Here is a 26,160-nt window from a genome sequence, read left to right as displayed (position 1 = left end):
GAAATCCATGTATCATAGAATTAGGATTAACACATCCTAAACTACATGATATTAGAGGTACTACATACTACATAAGGAGGAAAACGCACGTGATCATTGTGATCATTGTTTTATTATTTGTATCATTCTTCTTTTCAGGCAGTGAAACTGCTCTAACTGCAGCAAATAAGATGAAACTGCAAACGAAAGAGAAGAATGGTGATAAACGCTCTGGTAAGCTACTAAAGTTAGTATCCAAACCAGAACAATTTATTACTTCTATTTTAATAGGGAACAACATTTCAAACATTATCTTGCCTACATTAGTAACGATGGTAGCCATGGATTATGGAATTAATGTTGGACTAGCCTCAGCTGTATTAACCATCACCATTATTATCTTTTCAGAGGTTATCCCCAAATCAGTAGCAGCGACTTTTCCTGATCGAATTGCATACATCGTTTACCCGGTAATTCGAGCCGTTGTGTTTGTTTTTAAGCCGTTAACCATGCTGTTAAACTGGTTAACAGGCTTTATCATCCGGTTTCTATCCAAGGGAGAAAAGGCCAATACATCTGTTTCAAAGGACGAAATACGAGCAATGGTAGATGTAGCACGCACGGAAGGGATTTTTAGGCAGGACGAATCGCATCGAATTAAAGGGGTGCTTGAATTTACGAATTTAAATGTAAAGGATGCACTTAAAACCCCTCGTGTAGATATTTTGGCGCTTCCGTATGATTCTGACTTTGAAGAGGTGCGAAATATTGCCATTCAGAGTCCGTATACACGATATCCAATCTATGATGAAGAAATTGACAACATTGTAGGTGTTTTTCATTCGAAGTATTTGCTATCTTGGTCGATGGATCCCGATAAAACGCTGGAGTCATATAGTGACATGGATCCGTTAATTGTCTTTGAGTTTCACTCGGTTGATTGGGTGTTCCGCAAGATGATTCAGGAGAAAAAGCATATGGCGATTGTACTTGATGAATATGGTGGAACAGAAGGAATCATCACCCATGAAGATATTATTGAATTACTAATCGGTTTAGAGATTGAAGATGAGACGGATAGTGGAAATGGACCATTAGTTGAGGAAGTAACGGATTCAGAAATTATTTGTAATGGCAAGATACCTCTACATCGATTGAATACCATTTTTCATACGGAAATACCAGAGGAAGAAGACGTCCTTTCTGGCTACTTATTAAAAGAATTTCATTATTTTCCAGAAGAAGGAGAAACATTAGCGAAAGAAACGCTAACATTCCGTATACTTGAAATTGAAGACCGTACGATAAAGCGGGTACAAATTAACAAGCATGAGCCGCATTTAGAGGAAGAATAGTAGTAAGGAGTGTTTCTCTTGTTGTTTAAAAGGAGCTGATTCTAGAACAGCTCCTTTCCTCATAATCTTGCTGCTATTCCTATTTTTTATGCTATGATAATAGAAAGGAGTGAAGACGTGTGCAATATGATGAAAAGGTAAAGAATCGCATGAAGCGGATTGAGGGACAAGTTCGTGGGCTACAGAAAATGATGGAAGAACAAAAGGAATGCAGAGATGTTGTGGCACAAATGTCAGCCGCAAGAAACGCATTAGATCGCACGTTGGCTTTAATCGTGAGTCAAAATTTAGAAAGATGTATTCGTGAAGAACAGAAAAATGGAGAGAGTACGGAGGAATTAATTCAAGAAGCGGTTAATCTTCTTGTCAAAAGCCGTTAATCAAAAACGCTGACTAAGTATGCCATGGTGGCATGAAACGTCAGCATTTTGCTTTTAGGAGGTTTTTTTATTGAAAATATAAGCATATGCTTATATGATTATATTAGGTGGTGATAAGGTCATGGAAATGGAGAAAGCCTCAGTAATTTGTAAATTGTTCGGTGATAAAACAAGGTTAACCATCATGAAAATTCTTGATAGTCAAGATTGCTGTGTCTGTGAATTAGTAGAAATATTTCAAGTTAGCCAGCCCTCGATCAGCCAGCATTTACGGAAGTTAAGGGATATTGGTTTGGTGAAAGAAGAACGGAGGGGTCAGTGGATATTTTACGCGATGAATAAACAACATGAAGCATATGCGTTTGTGCAAACTATTCTGGTAAACCTCCCTGATCAGGACGATAAATTAAAGGAATTAGAAGAAAAAGGAATACGGATTACTTGTTGTTAGAGGAGGGGGAAGGTTTTGACATCAACGGTTTTTATAGCATCAGCGATATTTATTATTACTTTGACTTTTGTTATCTGGCAGCCGAAAGGTCTATCCATTGGATGGTCAGCTTGCGGGGGAGCAATTCTTGCCTTAATAGCAGGAGTTGTTGGATTTACGGATGTTATCGAAGTAACCCAAATCGTTTGGAATGCGACGTTAGCATTTATAGCAATTATACTTATATCGCTTATTTTAGATGAGATTGGTTTCTTTGAATGGGCATCCTTACATATGGCCAAATTAGCAAAGGGCAACGGCATTAAAATGTTTATTTATATTAGTATATTAGGTGCAATTGTTGCTGCATTTTTTGCAAATGATGGAGCTGCACTGATACTCACCCCGATTGTGCTTGCAATGGTACGTAATTTGAATTTTTCAGAAAAAATGGTTTTTCCATTTATAATGGCAAGTGGATTTATTGCTGATACGACTTCACTTCCATTAGTAGTTAGTAATTTAGTAAATATTGTTTCAGCAGACTTCTTCAATATTGGTTTTGTGGAGTATGCTTCTAGAATGGTCATTCCGAATTTATTTTCGCTAGTTGCAACGATCGGCGTTTTACTACTTTATTTTCGTAAACGTATTCCACGCAGTTATGCCACAGAACAGTTGCAAGCGCCAAGGGAGGCAATTCGCGATTTGCCAATGTTTCGCTTATCGTGGTTTATATTAGCGATATTAGTCATTGGTTATTTTGTAAGTGAATTTGCTGAGATCCCGGTATCCATTGTAGCAGGGGTTACTGCTATCTTTTTCTTAGTTATGGCCAGCAGAAGCAGTACTGTAAATACGAGTAAGGTTGTTAAAGGTGCCCCTTGGAATATCGTTTTCTTCTCGATTGGAATGTATGTTGTCGTATATGGTTTACGAAATGCGGGGCTTACCGATGTATTGGCGAATGTTATTCAGGCCAGTGCTGAACAAGGCTTGTTTATTGCCACGGTTGCGATGGGATTTATCGCAGCAATTTTATCTTCGGTCATGAACAATATGCCGACGGTAATGATTGATGCTCTTGCAATCGCAGAGACAAATACTACAGGAACGATTCGAGAGGCACTTATCTATGCTAATGTCATCGGTTCCGATCTTGGGCCAAAAATCACACCCATTGGATCTCTTGCTACGCTGCTTTGGCTCCATGTATTGTCTCAAAAAGGGGTTAAAATCTCTTGGGGTACCTATTTCAAAACAGGGATCATTTTAACCTTACCAATTCTATTAATTACATTAATTGGTTTATATGTAACACTTGTATTGTTTTAATATAAACATGAGATGAAAAGGAGATTAAAAATGAACAAAAAGACCATCTATTTCTTGTGTACAGGTAATTCTTGCAGAAGCCAAATGGCAGAAGGTTGGGCGAAATTCTATTTAAGCGATGATTGGGAAGTAAAGAGTGCTGGAATCGAGGCACATGGATTAAATCCAAATGCTGTAAAAGCGATGCAGGAAGTTGATATCGACATCTCAGAGCAAACATCGGATATTATTAACAGAGACATTCTTAACAACGCAACTTTAGCAGTAACATTGTGTGGGGATGCAAAAGATAAGTGCCCGATGACTCCTCCCCATGTAAAGCGTGAGCATTGGGGGTTTGATGATCCAGCTAAAGCAGAAGGAACGGAAGAGGAGAAATGGGCAGTATTTCAACGTGTACGCGATGAAATTGGTGAACGTATAAAACAATTCAATGCAACTGGAAAGTAATAACAGACTCTCCCTTCATTATTCAGGGAGAGTCTGTTATATTGGTAGATAAACATGAAAGCTATTTTCACCTTCGGACGTATCTAAATAAATGTAACCGTTATGCTGCTCGACGATTTCCTTCGTAATGGCTAGTCCTAAACCAGCACCTCCAGTTTCTCGACTTCGTGACCTTTCAATTCGGTACAAACGTTCAAAAATTTGTTCCTTTTCTCCTTCTGGAATCGTTTCGCTCGGTCCAGAAACAGTTAGGTTATAGTAATTGTCTTGTTGTTTCCCACTTACTCGTATCGAACCAGGACTTCGGTAATAGCGAATGGCATTATCGAGAAGATTATTAATGACTTGCTGCAGTCCTTCTGGATAGATGAGACAATGTACATCTTCTACGTTAAGCAGTAATTGAATATCGGCTTGTTTTAATGACCATGTAAACATAGATGTGCTTTGTTCAATAACTTGTTTTATTGAAATGAGTTGTTTGTTTGGGTGCATAGTAGAAGTTGTATGATCCCATTGCTTTAATTGTTCAAACTGTTCCAGCATAGAAGTAAGCCGTTTTGATTCCTGATAGAGCGCTTCGAATAATTCGTTATCTCCTGTGATGTCTTCTGATTTTAATGCAAATAAATAACCATTGAGATTGGATAAAGGGGTTCGAAATTCATGGGAAATATCAGAAACAAGCTTTTTACGATCCTGCTCCTTTTTATTTAACTGCTGGATTAATTGGTTGTATTGTTCTACAAGGAGACCGATCTCATCTTTTTTTGATACTGCAATAGGTTGCGGATAGTTTCCTTTCTTTAGCAGCCTCGTTGCATTTATAAGCTCATGTATTGGTTTTAGTAAACGTTTCGTTAAATAGAAATAAAGGATCGTTCCAGCAATTACTGCGATAAGTATAAACATCCACACATAATGAAATAAGGATTGATTAAATTGTTGTTGGCGCTCTTCTCCGAGGTTACCAACGCCCGCTGCAAGAAAGCAGGCAGTATGATATAATGCCCAGCCGCTAATAAGTGAGGCGATACCAATAACAATAAAGTGCAAAAAGGTCAATCGCCATAAAAAGCTATCAGGAAGAAGTATCTTTAACGTTTTACGTAGCTGTGACAAATTTATACCCCATTCCACGTATTGTTTGTACACGTTTAGGCTGTGAAGGAACGATTTCTATTTTTTCTCGGAGCTTCTTAATATGAGCATCTATGGTTCTATCCATGACATGATGTGTAGTATTCGGGTAAATCTTTTCTACTAGTTGTTCCCTAGAAAGGATGATATTTGGGTTTTGCATGAAATAATAAAGCAGATTAAATTCGTATTTGGTTAATTTAATTGGCTGATTATGCAGAAGCACTTCACCTTTACGAGGTTTAATGCAAAGGCCATCCCAGACTATTTTTTGACAAAATTGACCGGTGCGGCGTAATACTGCTTCTACATGGGCAATAAGTTCGTTAGGATCAAAAGGTTTGGTCATATAATCGTCTGCCCCTATCCTTAAGCCAGATATTTTTTCTTCTGTGCGGCTTTTAGCTGAAAGCATAATAATGGAAACCTCGCCATGTGCTTGGGTGCGCACCCATTGACAGAAGTCTTCTCCACTTGATTTAGGCAACATTAAATCGAGAATGATTAAGCAGGGAAGCTGTTCTAAAAATAATAACCGTGCTTCCTCTCCATCCGTAGCTTCTATTACCTCGTAATAATTCTTTTCCAAATAAATTCGTATCAGGTTTCGAATCATCTTGTCATCTTCTACGACCATAATTGTTTGTTTCATGATTTCACCTCAAAAATAGTTTACATCATTCAGGCGAATTAATGAGAAGCAATTTCCTATTTCATTTTCTCGTATTCCTGAACCATTAAATCATAATTCATTGCGCCGAGTGCTTTGTACTGAATTCTTCCATCTGCATCAATCATATAGGATGACGGTATTGGTTGAATTTGATATTTATTTGCTACTTCTGTTTGTTCATCCATTAGAATTGGAAAGGTGAGTTGAAAGTCTTTCACAAAGTTCTCTACCTCTTGTTGACTTCCTTCTGTTTCCGTTAGGTTGACTGCCAAAATAACGATATCTTTGTTATCATAAAACTTTTGCATATCCGGCATTTCAGCTCGGCAAGGGGGACACCACGTAGCCCAAAAATTAATCATTACTGGTTTTCCCCTTAGTTCAGACAGTTGAATGGATTCTCCATTTACCGTTGATAACGTAAAATCAGGGGCAGTATTCCCAATCTCAAGTCCAACTTCATTTGATTGCGCTGCTTTTTCTTCACTTTCCTTCAACGTCGAGGTGATTTTATTTTCAGATGCTTGCTGATCTTGTTCTGGTGCTGTATTAGATGAAGTAAGAAAGTCATAGGCCGCCCAACTAAACATAGCTAAAATAACTTCAATAAGTATTATCTTTTTCATTTTTACAACCTCCTTCGGATTCATTTTGCCGAATTAGCTAACCTAGTTTCGTAAGCCAAGTATCCTCAACTAATTTTAATAAAAACGCTGATATTTGAGGCATAAGCCCTGTAAATAGCAACAGACCCATCAGAATCATAATTACTCCGCCAACTTTCATAATCATCCCACTGTAACGAACAATCCATCGTGTTGATCCAAGAAAAAACGTAAGAATAAGAAACGGCAATGAAAAACCGACAATATAAAATAACGTATACCATGCCCCTTGGGTAGGGTTTGCAGCAGCAACAACTAAAATAGATGCAAAGATTGGCCCAATACATGGTGTCCATCCTGCAGCAAACCCCATTCCTACAAAGATAGTTCCTACATAGCCAACTGGTTTCTTAGTGAAGCGAAAACGTTTTTCTTTCATAAAGGAAGTAACTTTTAACCAACCACTGACGAATAACCCCATAAGGATAATGAAAATTCCAGCTATCCGTTGAATAAATTGTCCGGATTCTCCTGCTAACATTCCTTGTATCCATTGTCCAACATAAGATACGCCAATTCCTAAACTAATAAACACGAGGGATACACCGAATAGAAAGAACACAGCATGAAAAAGGAGCTTCCGTCGGATTTTGAAGGTGGCATGATGCTCCAGTTCCTTTACACTCATTCCAGTTATATAGGATAAGTACGCTGGAAATATAGGCAAGGTACAAGGGGAGAGGAATGATAACATTCCTGCCCCTAATGCTAACCAAATTGTAAGGTCTGCGGTTTCGATCATAAGAACACCAGCTTTCGATTGAATAAGTATAGAACAGAGATTATTAGAGCAACCATTACTAGGAATAGTGGTTCGACCATATACCCAAAAATGGTTGTGAAAGGTAACAACCAACTTATCAGAAGTTTACCAAATACCCAGCAATAGCTTATTAGCAATAGCATCGTTTTTTGATTGATTAGACGCTTTAGCAACAAAAATAGACTTAAGAGCATAAACATTAAAATGAAATTTCCCCAGGCAAATGAGTTATCCATCCAAATTATCTCAATAAAATGATAAGTGAAACCTGCAAATACGAGTACCGGTATAAAGTGATAGAAGAGTCTCGCTAGTTTTAAACCATTTCGTTTCGCTTTGTAGACAAGCTGTATACTTGTTAATATAAGAGCAAGATAGAATGCATTCGCATCACTTGGATAAGCAAGCACAGCGATAGGGTCTGAAATGAAAATAGACAGATGCAGGATAATCTTCGCTAACCAAATAAATAAAATCATATTAATAATGGAGGTAATCATTTGGTCAGTGATTTGCTTTTTATCTGAACGATCCAGCTCATTCATCAGCTGAAAGGCAATAAAGCCAATTGTTAAACTAACAACATTTATGGAAATAGTAATTAAAATCGTAGTTGATGGCATATTTCTCCTCCGTAAGCTCGGTATAGTTACATCATACATATCGAATGTGAAAGTTTGATGAAAATGGAGTATTTATATAAAAGAAATAGAATTGCTAGGAAGAAGTTGACGGAATGGAGAATGTGCTACCATATGAATGACAAGCCTATGTATTAGGAGGAAGATATGAGTCTGATTGCACAACACCCCTATATAAAAATAGAAAGAAAAGTAACGAGTATTGAACAATATGATATTGAGCATCAACGGGTAATTTATTTATACACCGATAAAGTAGTTACCCAGAATCGAGTATTCCCGATGGACGATGTAATGGATTTCTCATTTCGAAAAATCGCGGACAAGGGTGGTATTCTTTATTTACATACGCTTAAAGGGGTTTATACGTACACGGTGAAGTCTTCACCAGAAGCTTTTATCTCAGCATACAGGGCCTATTTTAAGTAGTTGTTTGATAATGAAGAATGTAATTCTGATTACAGGGAGAGAAGCAAGGCCGTGGAAATAAAACATTTACAGTACTTTTTGGAGGTAACTAGGTTAGGCAGCTTTACACAAGCAGCAAACCATTTATATATTACGCAACCAGCCATTAGCCGAATTATTAAATCACTAGAGGAGGAAGTTGGCTTTCCCTTATTTATTCGTTCCCGAAAACAACTGATATTAACAGAAGCCGGACGTGTATTATTTGAGCATGCTAAACAATTTGATCAGCAGTACAAAGCGATGCATTATGAATTAGAGCAAATGCAGCAATTAAATAAAGGACATATCCGAATCGGACTACCCTCTATTACAAATTCTTTCTTTTTTTCACATTTAATTGCTGCATTTCACGAGGAGTACCCAGAAATTACGTTTCAATTAGAAGAGGACGGTTCAAAAAGGATTGAAGAACAGGTACTAGAAGACAGTCTTGACTTTGGGGTTGTTGTTTTCCCTACAATTCATGATGAATTTCATTATTATTCCTTCCTGAAAGAGGGGTTAAAAGTGATCGTTCCATCTACACATGAGCTTGCAGATAAGCAGCAAATCCGAGTAAATGATTTGAAGCATGAATCATTTATCATGTTCAATAAAGATTTTTCACTACGTGATAGTATCGTTACAGCATGTAAAAATGCTGGTTTCGAACCTCGTATTATTTCAGAAACCTCTCAATTAGATTTTATAGAAGAAATGGTAGCTTCCAACGTTGGGATTACCTTATTACCTGAAAGTACAAGTACTGAACTAACCAATGATGTAAAAGCAATTACAGTTGAAAACCCAACCGTTGTATGGGATCTGGCTCTGATATGGAAGCGTAATCGTCAGCTGCCAGAAGTGATGAAAGAATTTATTCGTTTTGCCAAAGAAAAACTAATGCTTAAGGAATGATCGATGGACTTCATATTTGACGAGGGGCTCAGGCTGTCGGGAAAGGAACTCGACAGTCTTTTCTAATGGGCTCTAACGGCATAGAATACACTACGCTTTCCACGGGGAACCCGTGAGCCCTTCCAACTCCACTAACGTTCCGTTCTGCGCTTGCATTTTCCGCTGGTGTCTTCGTGTATTACGATTAGGATGGTGGTTTGAATACTATATTGGAGATTTGATTTAGGCGGTAATATCAAATTTCAAACTCAACAAGATAAACAAATTGAAACTGAACTTACTGACAGCGGACTGTCGGAACCTGAAAACGATTGCCCTCGCCCTATCCAGGGGGGGCAATCGTTTTTTCGTTAAAGTGCTAATCTGCGGGTAGTCTTCTCCCGATTCGAGTAGAGGAGTTTAGGGAGATGGCCATGGATTAATTCGTAAATAAAGCTTATAAATCTATTTAGACCAATTGCTTTCACAGAATGAATGGGTCTGACAAACAGTGAAGCCTTTCCATAACAATTTGTTATGATGCGCATTTGTTATTGGCATTGTACGCTGCGCCACAGAGGGGATTATAATGGAATAGCAGTAAGGTACGAAGCCTACTGATGACATCAATAGATAAGGTGATTGTTATGCAAGCAAAAAAGAGTAAAGAAACTCGTATCATACAGAATGATCAAGTATTGATTAACGATTTGAATAACTACCATACCCTATTTGGTGGCGTGCTTATGAAAAAGCTAGATGCCTGTGCCACACTTTCTGCTAGAAGACATGCTCGGGTGAAGGAATGTGTAACAGCATCCACCGACACAGTTAATTTTATATCGCCAATTCGTCAAAGCGATTCCGTATGTATTGAATCCTTTGTGTCCTATACAGGAAAGAACTCCATGGAAATCTTCTGCAAGGTCATAGCGGAAGATATGATATCAGCAGAGCGCCGAATTGCAGCTACAGCCTTTTTAACGTTCGTTGCTTTGGATGAAGATAAGAAACCGATTGAAGTTCCAACCGTTATTCCTGAATCAGAAGAGGAGCAATTCCTATATGATACTGGAGAAGAACGGGCGAAGATTCGTAAATTAAAAAGACAGCAAAATAAAGATTTAGTATCGAAACTTTCTATTAAAAAACCTTGGGATGAATAGGCGAAAGGAGTGAAAAGGATGCTTATTACAACAAGTTACCATGAACTAGAAGAAGCAAAGCAAGCAATTGACGAATTTAAAGGGAATAAACCTGGATTATACCAGCGTTTTAAACAAATCATTGATTTAACCAGACAGCTGCAATTTAATTATCAATACATGGGCTGTTTAATTATGAATGAAGAACCGAGCAGCTTCCGTCCACAAGTACAGAATGCGTTTATCTTATCCGTTTATCAAAAAGAAGTAGATCAACTAAAATCAGAGCAAGATATACAAGACTTGCAAGCATTATTAGGAGCTTATAAACATATTGGTTATGGTAATGTAAGCAGTCTCTTACTGGGAAAGCAAGCCTATTCGTTAGTAGGGCCAGCTGTCATCTGAATTACAAACAGCCGAGCACATCACTGCTCGGCTGTCTTAACAAATACTTGATAGAGTTTTCCTTGTACTTGTAGCATGCTACACATCCGGTTTGATGCGTACTTATGACATTCCCTCGTGTATCATAAGTTGATTTTTCCTTCAACAGTACTCTCTTTTTAGAGAGCTGTCATTTTTGTTATGGCTGATGATTCCTGCTACTTCCCCATAAGCCGGTATACATATAAATTCCAACAATAATTACACAAATGAGTAAGAGTACAGCAGGAATTACCCATGTGAACCCAAGTGAAAATAGAATTGGTGTAAACGTAACGATGATGATATCTACTGGGGCCACCCCAATATAGGCTAATGCATAGTCTTCTGGGGTTTTGCTTTTTAATTCAGGGTCTACGATACGTAATAAGGCTAGTCCCATCGCTACTGTCCCTGTACTCCACCCCCAGCCAAATAATGATTTTTCTAACCAAAATTGCTGGAAAATATTCGGACCAATAAATCGGAATAGAAAATAAGCCCATAGCACTCCAAATGCGAATAATAAGAGCAGTGGCACAGCATAGTCCATTACCACGGTTATATTAATCGAAGCAATCCCTATCGCTACAAGAAAATCTGTGGCGGTACCACCAATGCGCTCCATGACTCGTTGATCCACATACGCATCGGCATTTAGTTTTCTACTGATTGTTTGAAAGATAAGTCCTAAAACAAAGGCAACACTAAATAACGGAATGGATACAGAAGGAATCAAGTCGGTTAATACATTAGTTAACCAATAGGATACACCAATTACGAAAGCGATAATTGCTAAATGCAAAACAAAAGGGTCAATGGAACTGGAAGACACCGTCTCTTGCCCCATATTAAACCGTTTATGTTTTGGCATTAATCCAGATCGAAGTTCATCTGGTAAATCTTTAAAACTAGTAATAAACTTTGTATGTCCCTTTTCTGTACTTTGCTTAATTAAGAATAATCCGCCTAGTACAGCAACTAATATACCGATCGTAGCAGAGGTCATCCCTAAGTCCATGGCCTCTTCCCAACCATAATGTGCAAAACCTTCCCCGATGGCTGCAGCAGTTCCATGACCACCTAAAAATCCAGCACCTAAGATTAGTCCGAATCCACTTGGTAAATCTGAGAACAGAGGTACTAATACCACGAGTCCGAATAACGCACCAGCCCCCCACATCGACAGGGTGAGGATCAAGGAATAAGAAAACATGTTTCGAACACGATGAAACACTTCTCCTAGATTGACTTTTGCTGCCCCAATTGGAATAGCGGCAAAGATAATTGCAATTAATAGTCCAGGATAGGTGCTGAACTGATTAGAAAAAGGCAGCAAATTGAACCCACTTGGACCAAACGCGAGTCCAAGAAAGCCAGCAATCATACTAGCAGGAAGAAATAGTGATTGTATCCATTTAACTTTCGCTCGTAAAATGGTTCCAATTAATAATAGTCCAGAAATAATACTTACATCGAGCATTAAAGCCCAAATGTCAAAATTAGTCATTTGATAAATTACCCCCTACTATGAAAATGGATAAATGAAGGTTGAAACGTCATAAATGTGGACGTCACGCGTTGAATGTCTTAACGTGTGAGGGATGTTGTTGGACAGCCAGTTAATTATACCATAAGGAATCCTTCCGTACAGACTTTCCAGTAATTACATAATTTTACTATTTCATAGAATAAATAGAAAGATTCCTTTTGTATGGCCTAGAGGGGGAGTAATGAGATCTTAGTCATTCGTTTTACATTTCATATAAACACGGTAATTGACCCCGCTTAGCTTACGAAACGCTTGTTTTTTTCTGGTGAATTCTTTGAAGCCTAGCTTACGATATAAGTTCATCGCTTTTGTATTTGTATCAGCTACCTCTAGTATATATTCAGTGAATGTAGGGGAGGAAAGTAAATGCTCTAAAATAGCTGTACCAACCCCTTTTCCTTGAAAGGCGGGAGAAGTAGCCACGAATTCAATAGATACTTTACCCGATCCAGTTTCAATGGGAGGTTTTTTAAATTCACGGTTAAAAACATAATAGGCAAATGTACCTTTAACGAAGCCAAGGTGTTTTCTTAATTCCTGTTTATTTGGGTGAACAGATAGGATATGACCATCTGTACATGCTGTTATTCCAGCAATTTCTCCATCAATGATTGCAACATAAAAAACTTCTGTCACAAACATGTGTGCCAGTGCAGCGGTTAATGTTTCCCTCTTCTTTGAAAAGAAAGTGAGATGTTCTCCAAAACCATCGACAAAAATGGAACTAATATCGTGGCTTACATTCTTTTCTAATTCACTTGCTTTCTTGATTTCCATAACCATACATTTCCTCCTTTTTTTGATTGACTTAATCAGTCAATATAAGAATATATGGAATCAACGCCAGTGTCAATCCAAATTGCAGTGGAGAAAATCTGGAAAGAGATAGGTATTCCCTCTTTACCTTGTTGTGAACATCCGTAAGATAAGGTCCACTTTTGATCCTAAATCTGTTTGAATCCAAGTAATGTCTTCTACAATAATTCCAGATACAACAGTCAAGTAAAGATTTAACAATTCGTCTGGATCATGTGGAATGATATCGCCGTCGATTTGCGCTTGTTTTATTAACGGAAGCAGCTGTTCATAGTAATCCTTTCCTACTTTCTCAATCAATTGTTCGGTAGAATTGGAGATATTATCGTTACTTCTAGTGATATGTTGGATAACTCGGAAAATATCACTATTTCCTTCAGTGAAAGCCACCTTTGTAAAATATTTTATTTTTTCCAAGGGAGATAATGATAGCGTGTGGATTTCCCTGAATAGTTCATCTGTCCCTTCCATTGCCCATTCAAGGCTATGAAAAAGCACCTCATCTTTGGAGTGAAAATAGTGATAGAGCAGGCCATGACTAATTCCAGCTTCCTTAGCAATCATCCCTACTTTGGTTAGTCTTATGCCATTCTCAGCAAATACTTTCAATGCTGCTTTCATTATTTGATTTTTCCGTTCGATACGAATTTGGGTTAATTGGTCTTCGTTTAATGGAGCCATACATCGATTCTCCTTAAGTTATATTCCTTATTCTCTCACTACATAGTATCATATCAAAGGCAAGCAAGCTGGAAAAAGGATTACAATAAATGAAAAAAGCGAACCGTATAAACAGTTCGCTTTTTCGTTCGTGTTAATCCTGTTTGCCGCGAATTTTAGCCACTTCATCCGCAACAAATTGTACATTCGTACCGACAATTACTTGAATGCTATGTGCTCCAACAATATTAATTCCTGGTACGCCTGTAGATTTAATTTTCGCCTCATCCACTTTATTCATATCATCTACTTCGACACGTAATCGAGTAACACAGTTATCGACAGAGGTAACGTTGCCGTCTCCACCTAATCCTTCGTAAATTTGTGCAGCCATTGCAGTGAATTTCTGATCGGATGATACTTCTTCACCTTCTTTATCTGTTTCATCCAAATCCTCGTCTGATTCACGACCAGGAGTTTTCATATCAAATTTTTTGATTAAGAAACGGAACAAGAAATAATAAATCACTGCGAATACGAGTCCTTGAACAACGAGCATATAGGGCTCATTGGCTAATGGAAGTCGTGAGCTTAAGAACAAGTCAATAAATCCGGCACTGAAACCAAATCCAGCAGTCCAATTAAAGAAAGCTGCAATTGCTAAAGATAAACCGGTTAACACGGCATGTACAAAATAAAGTGCTGGTGCTAAGAACATAAATGAAAATTCAAGTGGCTCTGTTACTCCTGTAAAGAAAGCTGCGAATCCTGCTGCAAGTAGTAAAGATGCTGCTTGTTTTTTTCTTTTTGTTTTAGCTGTATGGTACATGGCAAGAGCTGCTGCAGGCAGACCAAACATCATAATTGGGAAAAATCCAGCTTGGTACATGCCGGTGACGCCTTTTTCCCCTTCACCTGACCAGAAGTTCCCTATATCATTAATTCCTGCCACATCGAACCAGAACACCGAGTTTAAAGCATGGTGTAATCCAGTTGGAATTAAAAGACGGTTGAAGAATCCATATAGTCCGGCACCTGCTGCACCTAGTTGACTAATTGATTCAGCAAAGGATACTAACCCACTATATATAACTGGCCATACAAAGAATAAGACGCCAGATATAATCATCATAGAAAAGGCCGTCATGATAGGAACAAGGCGTTTGCCGCTAAAGAAAGCTAACGCATCTGGAAGCTTAACATGGCTGAAACGGTTGTACATCATGGAGGCAATAATCCCTGAAAGCATACCGATAAAGGCATTTTCGATACTCCCAAACGCAGCATTTACATTTTCTGCTTCGATGCCTTGTAATAATGCAACGGTATCTGTTGAAAGTAATGTAGTGACAACAAGATAACCCACCAGCCCACTCAAAGCGGCTGACCCATCTTTGTCCTTTGACATCCCCAGAGCAACCCCAATTGCAAAGAGAATGGAAATATTATCAATTATCGATGATCCTGCATTGACAAAGAATGCAGCGACCGGGTTCCCCGACCCAAAACCAGTTGGAGACGGGTCAATCCAGTACCCAATCCCCATTAAAATAGCAGCAGCTGGTAACACAGCTACCGGCAGCATTAATGAGCGACCGAGTCTTTGTAAATAGTTCATCATACATATTCCCCCTTGATTGTTGTAGTCTCTTATAATAATTGTTCCCTATAAATAAGATAATTGGTATAAGGTCATTGATATTTTTTAAGTCGTTCAATATGAAGTGTAATATATCCTAACTCTTCAGAAGGAAGTTGGATACCGTGGGAAGTGGACAACATCTTAGCAACGCGTTCGGAACATTGATAACTGCGTTTGAATTTTCGTTTGATCATCAGAAGCATTTCCTCGTCCATCGAGTGAACTTCATAATGGTAGATACGATTTAATGCGAATCTGAGATGTGTCATTAAACGCTCGTAGGCTAGATCATCTGTGGCAATGGTGATGTCCAAGTCAATTTTTATCGTTTCCATCATATCTTTCACAATTGCTGTTTGCCTAACCGTCTCGTGTAAATCACCTCCTTGAATTTTCATGGTGTGGATATGCAGGGCAATGAAGGCGGCTTCATCAATAGGCATATCCACATTTAGCTTCTCCTTCATGTGATGAAGTGCCCAAACGCCAATGTCAAATTCTTGTCTATACATAATTTTTATTTCATGCAATAATTTGTTTTTTAAATGAATACCTTTTTGTTCTCTTTCAATCGCAAAGGATAAGTGATCGGTTAGAGCTAGAAGAATATGTTCATTTAGTTTTGTATTTAGCTGTTTTTCAGCGAAATCAATAATCTCTTCAGAAATAATTAGGTGTTCTTCCGGGATACGCACAATTAATTCCTGAAGCTTTTCATTTTCCTTTACTACAAATAGCTTTTCAATCCTATCAGGATTAACAATATCTTTTTTCTTTTTTTCAAAGGCAACACCAGCACCGATAGCTATTTTTTCTTGGTCCCCATCCATAACGATAACGGCATTATTATTTAAGATTTTTGTGATTCTCACCGGAAGACACCTCCTATTTCCATGCTTCCATGTTACTTAGTTTAATGTGATAATCATCGTTTCGCCTTGTTTTGCTACGGTTTCTTCTGCATAAGTGAACTGTTTGTCTAAATCATTGCTATTGGTAATGATAATAGGAGTGATAATATCCGCTGCATGTTCTTTAATGTAAGGCAAGTCTGCTTCCATTAGTAATTGTCCTTTTGAAACAGTATCGCCGGTATTCACCTCAACACGGAACCCCTCACCCTTTAATCCAACGGTTTCTAGGCCGACATGAATGAGCAATTCCAATCCCTCATCTGTAACAAGGCCGATAGCATGTTTGGTTTCAGGGATTTGCACGACCTTTCCATCAAAAGGAGCTGCAATTTTACCGTCGCTTGGCAGGATAGCAATGCCCTCCCCCATCATTTTTTGACTGAAAACAGGATCTGGTACGTTTTCTAGAGAAACTATTTTACCATTTACCGGTGCATAGATATGTTGATCTTTTGATTTTTTGAATAAGTTTTTAAACAAGTTTATTTCTCCTTTCTTATGCGATCGCAATGATGGAATGGATATACACTTAGGTTTAGTTTATCCAATCATATAGATTCATGCACGACACGAAAAAAGGCATGGCAGTACAAAGAGGAGTAAATCCATCGTAGGTACCACCATGCCTGATCGTATCAGTAACATGTGATGCAATATTTACTTATTAAATTTATCCTAACATTCCTTTCTTTAAAAAGCAATGTATAAATGTGTGGAGCAGGCGTTATAACTTTTGCTTGGCTTGTTCAGGAATATCTTGCTGTTGTACTTCTTCCCAAGTTTCAATATATTTCCCTTTGGTAAAAATACGTAAATAAGCATCTTTTCTTAATTCTCCACTAGCATAGAAGGTGACTTCTTTTTTCCGGCCATCTTTATCGAACCCAGTTAACGTATAGTTATAACCTCCTGGACTGAGAGCGGTTCCTTCTTTATTGACTTGTATATATATTTCTTTCTTTGGTACGAGCGGGTTAAATCGATCCGTTACTTCGTTTGAAAATAGTTGCATAATTAGTAAACCGGCTCCAATAATGAGGCCGCATCCTAAAATTGTGATAAATAATTTTTTCATCCAACTGTATCCTTTCTACTAATGATAGATAAATCCTATCACGAGAAATTCATTCCTACGTTGGATTTGTCTTTCAACATGCTTACAGTATTGAAAGGAAAACGAAGCTCGCTAGCTTTTCAAGTTTTGTATCAGGTGTAGAATATTCACGGTCTGATTAAATAACAAACGATCTGCATTTTCCATGCAAGCTTCTACAGTGGAAGGACTGGTAATAATGGAGAAACACCCATCAAATTTCTCTCGTAGTGCAGCTAAATCACCAGACAAGGATCCTGACAATAATATTGCCGGTACTTTATTTTTATTCGCTACTTCCACGATATAGCCTGGGGCCTTCCCATAGAGTGTTTGCTCATCGCTTTGGCCTTCTCCGGTAATTACTAGATCTGCTTGTCTGATCGCATGATCGATGCCAGATGCTTTTCCGATTAAAGCAGCTCCAGATGTAAGTTCTGCACCAATAGCTAAAAGGGCAAAACCAAGTCCTCCCGCTGCTCCAGCTCCCTGAACGGTGGTGAAGTCTTGATTCAGCTCTGCTTCCAGTCTTTTTCCTAGCGTAGATAGGGCTTTGTCGTACATGATGATTTGTTCCTTTGTTGCGCCTTTTTGTGGCCCATAAATAGCGCTTGCCCCTCTATCTCCAACAAGAGGATTATCTACATCACAAGCTACTTGGATGTGGACTTTACGTAGACGTGGATCTATATCTGAAAAGCAAATATCTTTCGCGGCAAGCATGTCTTTGCCGAATATCCCCAACTGACTACCAGCATGATTCCATGCTTGCATGCCTAACGCTTGTAATAATCCAAATCCCCCGTCATTGGTTGCGCTTCCACCAAGTCCAATAATAAAGGACGTACAACCTCTGTCTAACGCAGCCTTAATAACTTCACCAAGGCCGTAAGTAGTGGTTATGTCTGGATTTCTGCGTGATTTAGCTATCTGCGTTAACCCAGCTATGTTCGCAATTTCGATGACCGCTGTATTGTTTTTCAGTACAGCATAATACGTATGTATTGGCGTACCAAGTGGACCGGTGCATGTAATAGGTACTTTTTCTCCCTTTGTAGAAGCAAGCAGCACGTCTACCGTTCCTTCTCCGCCATCGGCCATCGGTTTTATTGAGATAGTTGCTTGTTCGTCAATGGATTGAATCGCTTGTTTCATAGTTGTTGCTGCTTCTAAGGAAGTAAGACTCCCTTTAAATGAATCTGGTGCTAGTACAATTTTCATGTGATTCCTCCTCTGTTGCAAGTGTTTACGAATAGTTAATTACCAAACCATTCGACTAGACTGCTTTACGACGGAGCTAATACTATGGGCAATTAGGAATTGTGCAGCATAATAGGTCGTCATAATTAGTACATGTGAGTAGGGAACTGGTGAAATAAACATATTCCAGGAAAGAATAGCGTCAGAAATAAGAAATAACAAACTCCCGATGATTGCAAACTTATTTCCTGTCATAATTGCCAGCCAGGCCATACTAGTAATCACTGCGATATAACTAATCACAGGTAGGACGAATATTTCATCACCTGAACTAGCAATTGCCTGAATTAATTCATTTCCCATTAGAAAACCAAGGATAGCTAGTGGAATAATCATCAGGAATCGATACCAAGAAAACTTCCATTGCAAGGAAAAAGCTGTTAAATAAAACAAGTGGCCAACCAAGAAGAAAGTAAGTCCGATGATGAACCATCGTAATGTACCATCTCCAATTATACAAAAAATGAGTCCAATAATAACTAACCAATGCGTGCTTGATCGCTGTCTAGGCATCTGATTCATTGCATAGATAATAATTAATAACATAGGTATTATCTTAAAAAACAATTTGAAATTACCTGGTTCGGAAGGAATGATAAAGATATATACGATACTCATGACAAGAATAAGTATCGGTATACGATTGACTTGCACGTAATCACCCCCTTTTTTGGAATAAGTGATGCTATCTACTTTAAAAATACCATATTAGTCCAGCAATTCCGAGAAAAATCAAGCCAATAAGTCCACTATATAAACCAATTTTAGTACGGAATTCACGGTGCTCCCTCGTTTCTGATTGGTAGTTAGCGCGTTGTTGCAGCCCACTCGTCCATATTCCTAAAAAAGTTGCGGAAATAAGTATTGCAATCACCCCGATACCAGTAATGATTTTAAGCATTGTTAAACTCCTTTCTTTCCTACCTACGTATTGATCATTCATTTTGCTTCCAAATTCAAAATTTAATTAGAAAGGCTTTTTTAGATGGGGTAACGAGCTAGTGGGGAAAATAGAGCTACTAGATGTTGACAAGAAAAAAACTTGTAGAGAAAGGTTCACTACAAGTCAAAGTTGAACGAAATGGCAACTATTTTTGTTTATTATTTTCCCTCTTTAACTACAATCGCCTGGGTTACTTTTGTGTTTTTACAGTCTTCAAAGGCTGCTTCATCTACGAGCCCTAACTTAATAGCAGCGTCTAACTTTTCTGTATCTGGGCGTTTTTCGGTAATAACAAAATCACTTAATTGTAGTTCTTCCAATTTTTGTACCGTTTGTTCTGGCGTGTATTTGATGGCCGAACGAATCTGTCGTAGTACTTGATAATTGCCTCGCTGAATGTCACCTTTTCTATCTTTTCCAGTAGTGTTATCTAAGTAGTGGTGAAATTTCTTTTTTAACTGGTTTAATTCCTGCTCCATTTCTTTTTTTTGCTCGTGCAATACATAGTATCGTTTTATTTCTTCCTCTGTGATAGATAATGTTTCTTCCATGTCACTAACTCCCTATTTAGATTATTTAGTTTATATCTATGTCCGACAAGATTCATCTATGACATGGAATACGTTATGAGTAACCTGGCCATTTAGTCATTGCTCTCTAATTCCATTAATATCCATGAACAAGCTTGCGATTTCTCTCTTGTAAACCGCTTACAAATAATTTATACTTGGACTAAATCGATTTAGTAAATCGGTTTAGTCCAAAGCAAATAAAGAGGAGAAAGACATGAAAAAGATTACAATTGCTGATGTGGCAACGTATGCCAACGTTTCAAAAAGTACGGTTTCTCAGTACTTAAATAAACGATACGATTATATGGGAGCAGATACAAAGAAGCGAATTGAAGCAGCTATTAAAGCTTTAGGGTATAGCCCGAATATAATTGCCCGGAGTTTAAAGCAAAAGTCGACAAAAACGATTGGTGTAATCGTTGCAAATATACTCCATGTGTTTTCCACACAGGTTATTCGGGCAATCGAGGATTATTGCAATGCTTCTAATTTTCATGTGATTGTTTGTAATGCTGACGATGATCCAATGAAAGAGAAGCGATATATTGAAATGCTTCGGGCCAAGCAAGTAGATGGCATAATTGCTTTTCCTACAGGGGAAAACATCGATTTATATCAAGGTCTATTAGAGGAAAACTATCCCTTTATCTTAATGGATAGGCTAGTTCCAGGAGTAGCTATGGATGCGGTATTACTTGATAATGAAAAAGCTGTTCATTTAGCCATAGAGCAATTTATTAAAGCAGGTTACAAGAAAATAGGGATGATTTCACCCCCAATGGAACAGCCTGTCACACCGAGAAGAGAGAGAATGGAGGCGTACAAAACGGCACTAAAAAAATACGGGATCGAATTTAGACCAGCCTATTTAGCAAGTGGAGAAATCACGGATATGCACATACGAATTAAGGAAATGCTTACATTAGCAGATCCTCCAGAGGCCATTCTTGCATTAAATGACCGTGTATTGTTTGAGTTATTACAATATACGAAAGATCACCAAGTTCAAATCCCTGCTGATCTCGCTATTATTGGTATCGATGATGTTTCGTTTGCTTCCTTTTATAGTCCAACGTTAACGACGATTGCTCAGCCAGCTTTCGACATGGGAAAAAAAGCTGCACAGTTATTATTTAATCAAATACAGGGAGATTCTCGATCAGAAACCAACGTATATCGCTTTGCACCACAGCTGATGGAAAGAGAATCTTGCTAACATAATAGAAAGGAAGTAGAGAAAAATGAGAAAGACGATTACTACGATTGCTTCTGAAGTCTCTGAGGTCTTGTATCGGATAGATGCAAATGAAGCCATCACATTGGCTGAAAAAATACAACAAGCAAACCGTATTTTTGTTGCAGGAACTGGGCGATCAGGCTTAATTAGTAAGGTGTTTGCAATGCGTATGATGCATATTGGGTTCCCAATATACGTTGTCGGGGAGACAATTACGCCAAGTATTGAAGCGGATGATTTATTAGTAATTCTTTCCGGTTCAGGTAGTACAGGTACATTGAAGTATTTTGCTGAAAAAGCAAAAGCTATAGACGCGAAGGTGGCATTAGTTACTACGAATAGAGAATCGATGATTGGGAAGATCAGTGATTCTATTATAGTGGTACCTGCTGCAACGAAAAAACGATTGTCATCAGAACCAGCTACAATACAGCCACTAGGAAGTCAGTTTGATCAATCGGCACACTTGGTATTAGATGCAGTAATAGCTTATCTTCTAGAGAGATTACCGGAAGCCAATAATCATACAGCATTAAATCAAAAACACGCAAACTTGGAATAGATAAAGGAGGACATGTCAATGGAATCAATTCATGTAATAAAGGAATCGAAAGTGGTAGCTGTTATTCGTAAAGCAAATGAAGAAAATATTGTATCTATATTGAAGGCTTTATCAGCTGGAGGAGTAAAGGCAGTAGAAATTACTGCGGAAACACCTCGGGCGGCTCAAGTTATTGCAAAAGCGCATGAGAGTATGGGAGATGAAGTATGCATTGGAGCCGGTACTGTATTGGACCCGGAAACAGCTAGAACGGTTCTACTAGCAGGAGCTGCGTTCATTGTATCGCCAGCTCTAAATGTTGAAACCTTAAAACTAGCGAATCGATATGGGGTGTTGGCAATTCCAGGTGTGTTATCCCCTACAGAGATCCTCACCGCCTATGAACACGGTGCTAAGATGGTTAAAATATTCCCAGCTACTACTGTTGGACCTTCCTATGTAAAGAATATACTTGGGCCTCTCCCGCATGTAGAAGCAATGGTTACTGGTGGGATTACCCTGGATAATATGAATGATTACTTGGAAAAAGGATGTAAAGCGGTAGGTATTGGAAGTAATCTGGTCAATGCTCCTCAATTAAAGACGGTTGAAGATTATCAAAGATTAACCGAAACCGCTAAAAAATATCGCAAACAAGCGGATAAATAATAAGTAAGCGAAGGGGAGGGATGTAAGATGATTAATCGGAAATATGCTTTTATCTTCTTTATTTTGGTAACGGTTTCTTTGCTTTCCGCTTGTTCAGAAGAAGCTGATCCAGATGGTGACGGCAAGATAAAAATAATTGCTGCACATAACCAAACTTCTCCTGATAACCCATACCAAACAGGGATGTTGAAATTTAAAGAAGTTGCAGAGGAGAAATCAGGTGGATCGATAGAAGTAGAGGTTCATGCTGGAACGATAGGAACGGAGGAATCAGAATTAGTAGAGAAACTACAACTGGGGGCTGCGGATGTAGTCCTTGTTTCTCCAGGATTTATGACTCAAACAGGGATACGAGAGGTTGACTTATTTTCAGCACCGTACTTATTTAATAGTTATGAACATTGGTTACGTGTCGTTGATGGTGAAGTTGGCCAGCAAATGGCGAAGATCATTAATGAAAAGTCAAACAACGCCTTTAAACTATTAGGCTATTGGACGGCAGGAGTAAGGCATTTCTACGGAAAAAAACCATTAGAATCAATGGATGATTTGAAAGGGGTTTCTTTACGGACGCAGACATCCGGAGTGATCGGTGACTTCTGGGAAGCTACGGGTGCCATTCCATCATCCATCTCGTGGGGAGAGCTGTATCAAGGATTACAGCAAGATGTTGTTGACGCTTCCGAAAACGCTTACCCATTCTTTGTCCAACAATCCCATCATACGACACCGAACGGGAAGTATATTACGGAAACAGCACATGATTTTACGACACGATTTCTATTAATTAATGGAGAGAAATTCGATAATTATTCACAAGAACATCAAACTATTATTCTAGAAGCTGCTAAAGCATCTGTAGAGGCAGAAAGAGCTGCAACGAATAAGCAGGATATTGATTATAAAGAAAAAGCAATCGATGAAGGTGCAGTTGTAAATGAAATTGATCGTCAGCCGTTTATTGAATTAGCTAAACCAATTCAGAATAATTTCGCTGAAGAAATTGATGCAGAACAAATGTTACAGGCAATTAGGCAACTTGCAGAGGAATAGGGGGGATATTATGAAACAGTTGATACGAATGCTTGAAAAAACGCAAATCACGATTGGATTAGCATTTCTAACGGTTTTCTTCCTAGTTATTATGCTGCAAATAATTACGAGATATATAGGAATTTCGGTTATTTGGACGGAAGAAGTAGCAAATTACTCATTTATTTGGGCAATTTTTATGGGAGCAGCGGTAATGGTTAATCGAAGGGAACATTTTAATTTTGACTTGTTGCAACGAAAGCTTAAAGGGAAAAGTAGAATCACCTTGAGTATTTTTAATGACCTTGTGTTAATTGCTTTTAATCTCGCTATATTTAGCCTTGGCATTCAAGTAGTCATTGAATTTTGGAATTATACATGGGCTACAATTCCAGAAATGAAAATGGGTTATGTATGGTTGTCCATTCCTATTATGGCAGGTACGATGGTTATTTACTCCATATCCCATTTGATTAACCATATAGAGACGTGGAAAACGAAGGGGGTTATGGAATAATGGGCTTTCTATTAATTGGGTTATTTCTTGTATTAATGCTTTTAGGAATGCCGATTGCCTTCGTTATTGGAATAGTAGCCTTGTTGGGAATCTTTGGAATGCCCTATACTCCAGAAGCGGCCGTTCCGATGAAAATGGTAAATGGACTGGACTCATTTGTTCTATTAGCTGTACCGTTATTTATTTTAGCAGCCAACCTGATGAATTCAGGCAAGATCTCAGAAAAGTTAATTGATCTTGCCTTAGCGATTGTGGGCCCGATTAGAGGTGGTTTGGCACACGCAAATATTCTAGTTTCCATGATGTTTGCCGGGGTCTCTGGAGCTTCCCAAGCAGATGCTGCCGGTGTGGGAAAAATTCTTATACCAAGTATGAAAAAACAGGGGTATGACACGGAGACAGCAGTTGGAGTAACTGCTGCATCCTCTACGGTGGGGGTAATTATTCCACCAAGTATCCCTATGATTATTTTTGCAGGTTTAACCAATGTTTCGATTGGCGCTTTATTCCTTGGAGGAATTATACCCGGTATTCTTATTGGGTTGGGGATGATGCTATTTGTTTATGTTATTGCAATTAAACGTAACTTTCCAAAGGCTGCACGTCCGGAGTTAACAAAAGTAGGAAAACGATTCATTGAATCTGTACCAGCTTTGTTAACACCAATTATTATTATTGGCGGCATTGTTTTTGGCTTTTTCACTGCTACGGAGGCTGCAGCTGTTGCATCTTTGTATACTTTTTTGATTAGTATGTTTGTATATAAAACATTAAAATTAAAAGACTTACCAAAAATATTAATGGATACACTAGCATTAAGCTCTTTATCCTTATTTGCCTTAGCGGCAGCAAGTGCCTTAGGTGAGTTAATGAGCTATTATCAACTTGGGACCATCGCCCAAGAGTTCTTTAGCGATCATATAGGTTCTGAATGGCTATTTATCTTCATTCTAATTGTTTTCTTCTTATTTGTAGGAACGTTTATGGATGCCATTCCAGCTATGATCTTATTTGTTCCCATTATTTTACCGACTGCTTTGGAATTTGGAATCGATCCTATTCATTTAGGCTTAATTGTTGTTATTACATTAGCTATCGGTTTAGCTACACCACCATATGGACTGGTATTGTTATTATCAGCGAAAATCGGGGAATTATCTGTAGAGCGATCGTTTATCGCTGTCATTCCTTACTTGTTCATTATTGTGGTTGTTTTATTGATTATTGCTTTCTTGCCCGAGGTCACTTTTTTTATACCGAATCTATTTAGTTAAAGAGGTGTTTAGCTTTGGATTATTCAGTAATTAATAAACGAGCTGCAGGAGAAGCTGCTGTGGATTATATTGTATCTGGAATGACAGTTGGATTAGGATCTGGTTCTACGGTTGACTATATGCTAGATAAATTGGCTGAAAAAGTAAAAGAAGGATTGAAGGTACAGGGTGTGCCTACATCAAAAAAGACGGAAAAACTAGCAAAACATCTGGGGATACCGATTGTTGATTTCGCTACCATTACGAAGGTCGACCTGGCTATTGATGGAGCAGATGAAGTGGATCCATCGTTTCATTTAATCAAAGGTGGAGGCGGATCGCTTGTTCGTGAGAAAATTGTGGATGCCAATGCGCAACAATTGATCATTATTATAGATGAGACAAAGAAAGTGCCTCAATTAGGAACATATCCACTTCCAATTGAAATCGTACCATTCGGATGGCAGAAAACAGCTGAAGCAATTGCGGCATTTGGTGTTGAACCAAAGTTAAGGAAATTATCTGAACAAGATGTGTTTGTGTCAGATAATGGTAATTATATTTTAGATTGCCCATTCAAGCTTATCGAAGATCCACATTCGCTGCATCAACAATTAAAGCAATTGGTAGGAGTTATTGAAACAGGGTTGTTTACATCTATGGCTGATATAGTTATAGCTGGAGAAGAAGGTAAAGTAGAAAAGCTTACAAAAGAAAAGTAAGAGAAAGA

32 protein-coding genes are annotated in these 26,160 nt (G+C 38.3%); 16 read left to right on the top strand and 16 right to left on the bottom strand.

Annotated features, from left to right (window positions below; translation table 11 throughout):
* Positions 1-89: 89 nt before the first annotated feature.
* From JKP73_RS05870 to arsC, 5 genes are all read left to right on the top strand, one after another.
* Positions 90-1,334 (top strand): hemolysin family protein, encoded by a 1,245-nt coding sequence (locus JKP73_RS05870; protein ID WP_021290053.1) that lies wholly within the window; start codon positions 90-92, stop codon positions 1,332-1,334.
* Between the two features lie 119 nt (positions 1,335-1,453).
* Positions 1,454-1,714: a metal-sensitive transcriptional regulator gene (locus JKP73_RS05865; protein ID WP_021290052.1), complete on the top strand. Its 261-nt coding sequence runs from the start codon at positions 1,454-1,456 to the stop codon at positions 1,712-1,714.
* 121 nt (positions 1,715-1,835) lie between these two features.
* Positions 1,836-2,165 (top strand): ArsR/SmtB family transcription factor, encoded by a 330-nt coding sequence (locus JKP73_RS05860; RefSeq protein WP_232620873.1) that lies wholly within the window; start codon positions 1,836-1,838, stop codon positions 2,163-2,165.
* Positions 2,166-2,180: 15 nt separating this feature from the next.
* Positions 2,181-3,479 (top strand): arsenic transporter, encoded by a 1,299-nt coding sequence (locus JKP73_RS05855; protein WP_200410986.1) that lies wholly within the window; start codon positions 2,181-2,183, stop codon positions 3,477-3,479.
* A 30-nt stretch (positions 3,480-3,509) separates the two neighbouring features.
* Complete coding sequence (gene arsC, locus JKP73_RS05850) at positions 3,510-3,929, top strand: arsenate reductase (thioredoxin) (RefSeq protein WP_021290049.1); 420 nt, start codon at positions 3,510-3,512, stop codon at positions 3,927-3,929.
* 36 nt (positions 3,930-3,965) lie between these two features.
* Here the strand turns inward: arsC and JKP73_RS05845 are convergent, their stop codons facing one another.
* From JKP73_RS05845 to JKP73_RS05825, 5 genes are read right to left on the bottom strand one after another with little or no spacing between them, the layout of a single operon-like run.
* On the bottom strand, positions 3,966-5,051 hold the full coding sequence (locus tag JKP73_RS05845; protein ID WP_200410985.1) for a sensor histidine kinase: 1,086 nt from the start codon (positions 5,049-5,051) through the stop codon (positions 3,966-3,968).
* Positions 5,035-5,721: a response regulator transcription factor gene (locus JKP73_RS05840; RefSeq protein WP_021290047.1), complete on the bottom strand. Its 687-nt coding sequence runs from the start codon at positions 5,719-5,721 to the stop codon at positions 5,035-5,037. Before JKP73_RS05840 ends, JKP73_RS05845 begins: the two co-directional genes overlap by 17 nt.
* Before the next feature lie 56 nt (positions 5,722-5,777).
* Positions 5,778-6,368: a peroxiredoxin family protein gene (locus JKP73_RS05835; protein WP_200410984.1), complete on the bottom strand. Its 591-nt coding sequence runs from the start codon at positions 6,366-6,368 to the stop codon at positions 5,778-5,780.
* A 37-nt stretch (positions 6,369-6,405) separates the two neighbouring features.
* Entirely contained in the window at positions 6,406-7,149 is a 744-nt protein-coding gene (locus tag JKP73_RS05830) for a cytochrome c biogenesis CcdA family protein (protein ID WP_021290045.1), read from the bottom strand.
* The gene (locus tag JKP73_RS05825) at positions 7,146-7,793 is read right to left on the bottom strand and encodes a hypothetical protein (RefSeq protein ID WP_021290044.1); all 648 of its coding nucleotides are present in this window, start codon (positions 7,791-7,793) and stop codon (positions 7,146-7,148) included. The genes JKP73_RS05830 and JKP73_RS05825 overlap by 4 nt, the downstream gene beginning before the upstream one ends.
* Positions 7,794-7,958: 165 nt before the next feature.
* Here JKP73_RS05825 and JKP73_RS05820 point away from each other — a divergent pair, with 165 nt between their 5' ends.
* From JKP73_RS05820 to JKP73_RS05805, 4 genes are all read left to right on the top strand, one after another.
* Positions 7,959-8,240, top strand: coding sequence for a hypothetical protein (locus tag JKP73_RS05820; RefSeq protein WP_021290043.1), 282 nt, complete (start codon positions 7,959-7,961; stop codon positions 8,238-8,240).
* A gap of 51 nt (positions 8,241-8,291) precedes the next feature.
* Positions 8,292-9,179, top strand: a complete 888-nt coding sequence (locus tag JKP73_RS05815; protein ID WP_200410983.1) for a LysR family transcriptional regulator — start codon at positions 8,292-8,294, stop codon at positions 9,177-9,179.
* Positions 9,180-9,805: 626 nt separating this feature from the next.
* Positions 9,806-10,324: an acyl-CoA thioesterase gene (locus JKP73_RS05810; RefSeq protein WP_021290041.1), complete on the top strand. Its 519-nt coding sequence runs from the start codon at positions 9,806-9,808 to the stop codon at positions 10,322-10,324.
* An 18-nt stretch (positions 10,325-10,342) separates the two neighbouring features.
* A complete protein-coding gene (locus tag JKP73_RS05805) occupies positions 10,343-10,711 on the top strand; it encodes a hypothetical protein (RefSeq protein ID WP_200410982.1) in 369 nt (122 codons plus the stop codon).
* Between the two features lie 178 nt (positions 10,712-10,889).
* Here the strand turns inward: JKP73_RS05805 and JKP73_RS05800 are convergent, their stop codons facing one another.
* The 11 genes from JKP73_RS05800 to JKP73_RS05750 all read right to left on the bottom strand — a co-directional run bounded on the left by JKP73_RS05800 (position 10,890) and on the right by JKP73_RS05750 (position 20,160).
* Complete coding sequence (locus JKP73_RS05800; RefSeq protein WP_188942641.1) at positions 10,890-12,239, bottom strand: sodium/glutamate symporter; 1,350 nt, start codon at positions 12,237-12,239, stop codon at positions 10,890-10,892.
* A gap of 231 nt (positions 12,240-12,470) precedes the next feature.
* Positions 12,471-13,064, bottom strand: a complete 594-nt coding sequence (locus JKP73_RS05795) for a GNAT family N-acetyltransferase (RefSeq protein WP_021290038.1) — start codon at positions 13,062-13,064, stop codon at positions 12,471-12,473.
* A gap of 117 nt (positions 13,065-13,181) precedes the next feature.
* On the bottom strand, positions 13,182-13,778 hold the full coding sequence (locus JKP73_RS05790) for a TetR/AcrR family transcriptional regulator (protein ID WP_021290037.1): 597 nt from the start codon (positions 13,776-13,778) through the stop codon (positions 13,182-13,184).
* A 133-nt stretch (positions 13,779-13,911) separates the two neighbouring features.
* Positions 13,912-15,378: an N-acetylglucosamine-specific PTS transporter subunit IIBC gene (gene nagE, locus JKP73_RS05785; protein WP_021290036.1), complete on the bottom strand. Its 1,467-nt coding sequence runs from the start codon at positions 15,376-15,378 to the stop codon at positions 13,912-13,914.
* Between the two features lie 71 nt (positions 15,379-15,449).
* On the bottom strand, positions 15,450-16,271 hold the full coding sequence (locus tag JKP73_RS05780; RefSeq protein WP_200410981.1) for a PRD domain-containing protein: 822 nt from the start codon (positions 16,269-16,271) through the stop codon (positions 15,450-15,452).
* 36 nt (positions 16,272-16,307) lie between these two features.
* Complete coding sequence (locus JKP73_RS05775; protein WP_021290034.1) at positions 16,308-16,793, bottom strand: PTS sugar transporter subunit IIA; 486 nt, start codon at positions 16,791-16,793, stop codon at positions 16,308-16,310.
* A gap of 244 nt (positions 16,794-17,037) precedes the next feature.
* The gene (locus JKP73_RS05770) at positions 17,038-17,388 is read right to left on the bottom strand and encodes a YxeA family protein (RefSeq protein ID WP_200410980.1); all 351 of its coding nucleotides are present in this window, start codon (positions 17,386-17,388) and stop codon (positions 17,038-17,040) included.
* A gap of 111 nt (positions 17,389-17,499) precedes the next feature.
* Positions 17,500-18,627 (bottom strand): glycerate kinase, encoded by a 1,128-nt coding sequence (locus JKP73_RS05765; protein ID WP_200410979.1) that lies wholly within the window; start codon positions 18,625-18,627, stop codon positions 17,500-17,502.
* Between the two features lie 39 nt (positions 18,628-18,666).
* Positions 18,667-19,320: a lysoplasmalogenase gene (locus JKP73_RS05760; RefSeq protein ID WP_038241907.1), complete on the bottom strand. Its 654-nt coding sequence runs from the start codon at positions 19,318-19,320 to the stop codon at positions 18,667-18,669.
* 40 nt (positions 19,321-19,360) lie between these two features.
* Entirely contained in the window at positions 19,361-19,567 is a 207-nt protein-coding gene (locus JKP73_RS05755) for a DUF5316 family protein (protein ID WP_021290030.1), read from the bottom strand.
* A gap of 200 nt (positions 19,568-19,767) precedes the next feature.
* Positions 19,768-20,160: a hypothetical protein gene (locus JKP73_RS05750; RefSeq protein WP_021290029.1), complete on the bottom strand. Its 393-nt coding sequence runs from the start codon at positions 20,158-20,160 to the stop codon at positions 19,768-19,770.
* A gap of 235 nt (positions 20,161-20,395) precedes the next feature.
* Here JKP73_RS05750 and JKP73_RS05745 point away from each other — a divergent pair, with 235 nt between their 5' ends.
* From JKP73_RS05745 to rpiA, 7 genes are read left to right on the top strand one after another with little or no spacing between them, the layout of a single operon-like run.
* Positions 20,396-21,397: a LacI family DNA-binding transcriptional regulator gene (locus JKP73_RS05745; RefSeq protein WP_038241922.1), complete on the top strand. Its 1,002-nt coding sequence runs from the start codon at positions 20,396-20,398 to the stop codon at positions 21,395-21,397.
* A 25-nt stretch (positions 21,398-21,422) separates the two neighbouring features.
* The gene (gene hxlB, locus JKP73_RS05740; protein WP_021290027.1) at positions 21,423-21,980 is read left to right on the top strand and encodes a 6-phospho-3-hexuloisomerase; all 558 of its coding nucleotides are present in this window, start codon (positions 21,423-21,425) and stop codon (positions 21,978-21,980) included.
* Between the two features lie 18 nt (positions 21,981-21,998).
* Positions 21,999-22,628, top strand: coding sequence for a bifunctional 4-hydroxy-2-oxoglutarate aldolase/2-dehydro-3-deoxy-phosphogluconate aldolase (locus tag JKP73_RS05735; RefSeq protein WP_021290026.1), 630 nt, complete (start codon positions 21,999-22,001; stop codon positions 22,626-22,628).
* Positions 22,629-22,655: 27 nt separating this feature from the next.
* Complete coding sequence (locus tag JKP73_RS05730; RefSeq protein WP_200410978.1) at positions 22,656-23,681, top strand: TRAP transporter substrate-binding protein; 1,026 nt, start codon at positions 22,656-22,658, stop codon at positions 23,679-23,681.
* Positions 23,682-23,691: 10 nt separating this feature from the next.
* Entirely contained in the window at positions 23,692-24,177 is a 486-nt protein-coding gene (locus JKP73_RS05725) for a TRAP transporter small permease (protein ID WP_021290024.1), read from the top strand.
* Positions 24,177-25,451, top strand: coding sequence for a TRAP transporter large permease (locus JKP73_RS05720; RefSeq protein ID WP_021290023.1), 1,275 nt, complete (start codon positions 24,177-24,179; stop codon positions 25,449-25,451). Before JKP73_RS05725 ends, JKP73_RS05720 begins: the two co-directional genes overlap by 1 nt.
* Positions 25,452-25,465: 14 nt before the next feature.
* A complete protein-coding gene (gene rpiA / locus JKP73_RS05715) occupies positions 25,466-26,152 on the top strand; it encodes a ribose-5-phosphate isomerase RpiA (RefSeq protein ID WP_200410977.1) in 687 nt (228 codons plus the stop codon).
* Positions 26,153-26,160 lie beyond the last annotated feature (8 nt).

The organism is Virgibacillus salexigens (assembly GCF_014905415.1).
GTDB classification, from domain to species: Bacteria; Bacillota; Bacilli; order Bacillales; family Amphibacillaceae; genus Virgibacillus; species Virgibacillus salexigens.
The sequence above is the reverse complement of the archived record's forward strand: the minus strand, read 5'-3'. Positions and strand labels throughout refer to the sequence as shown.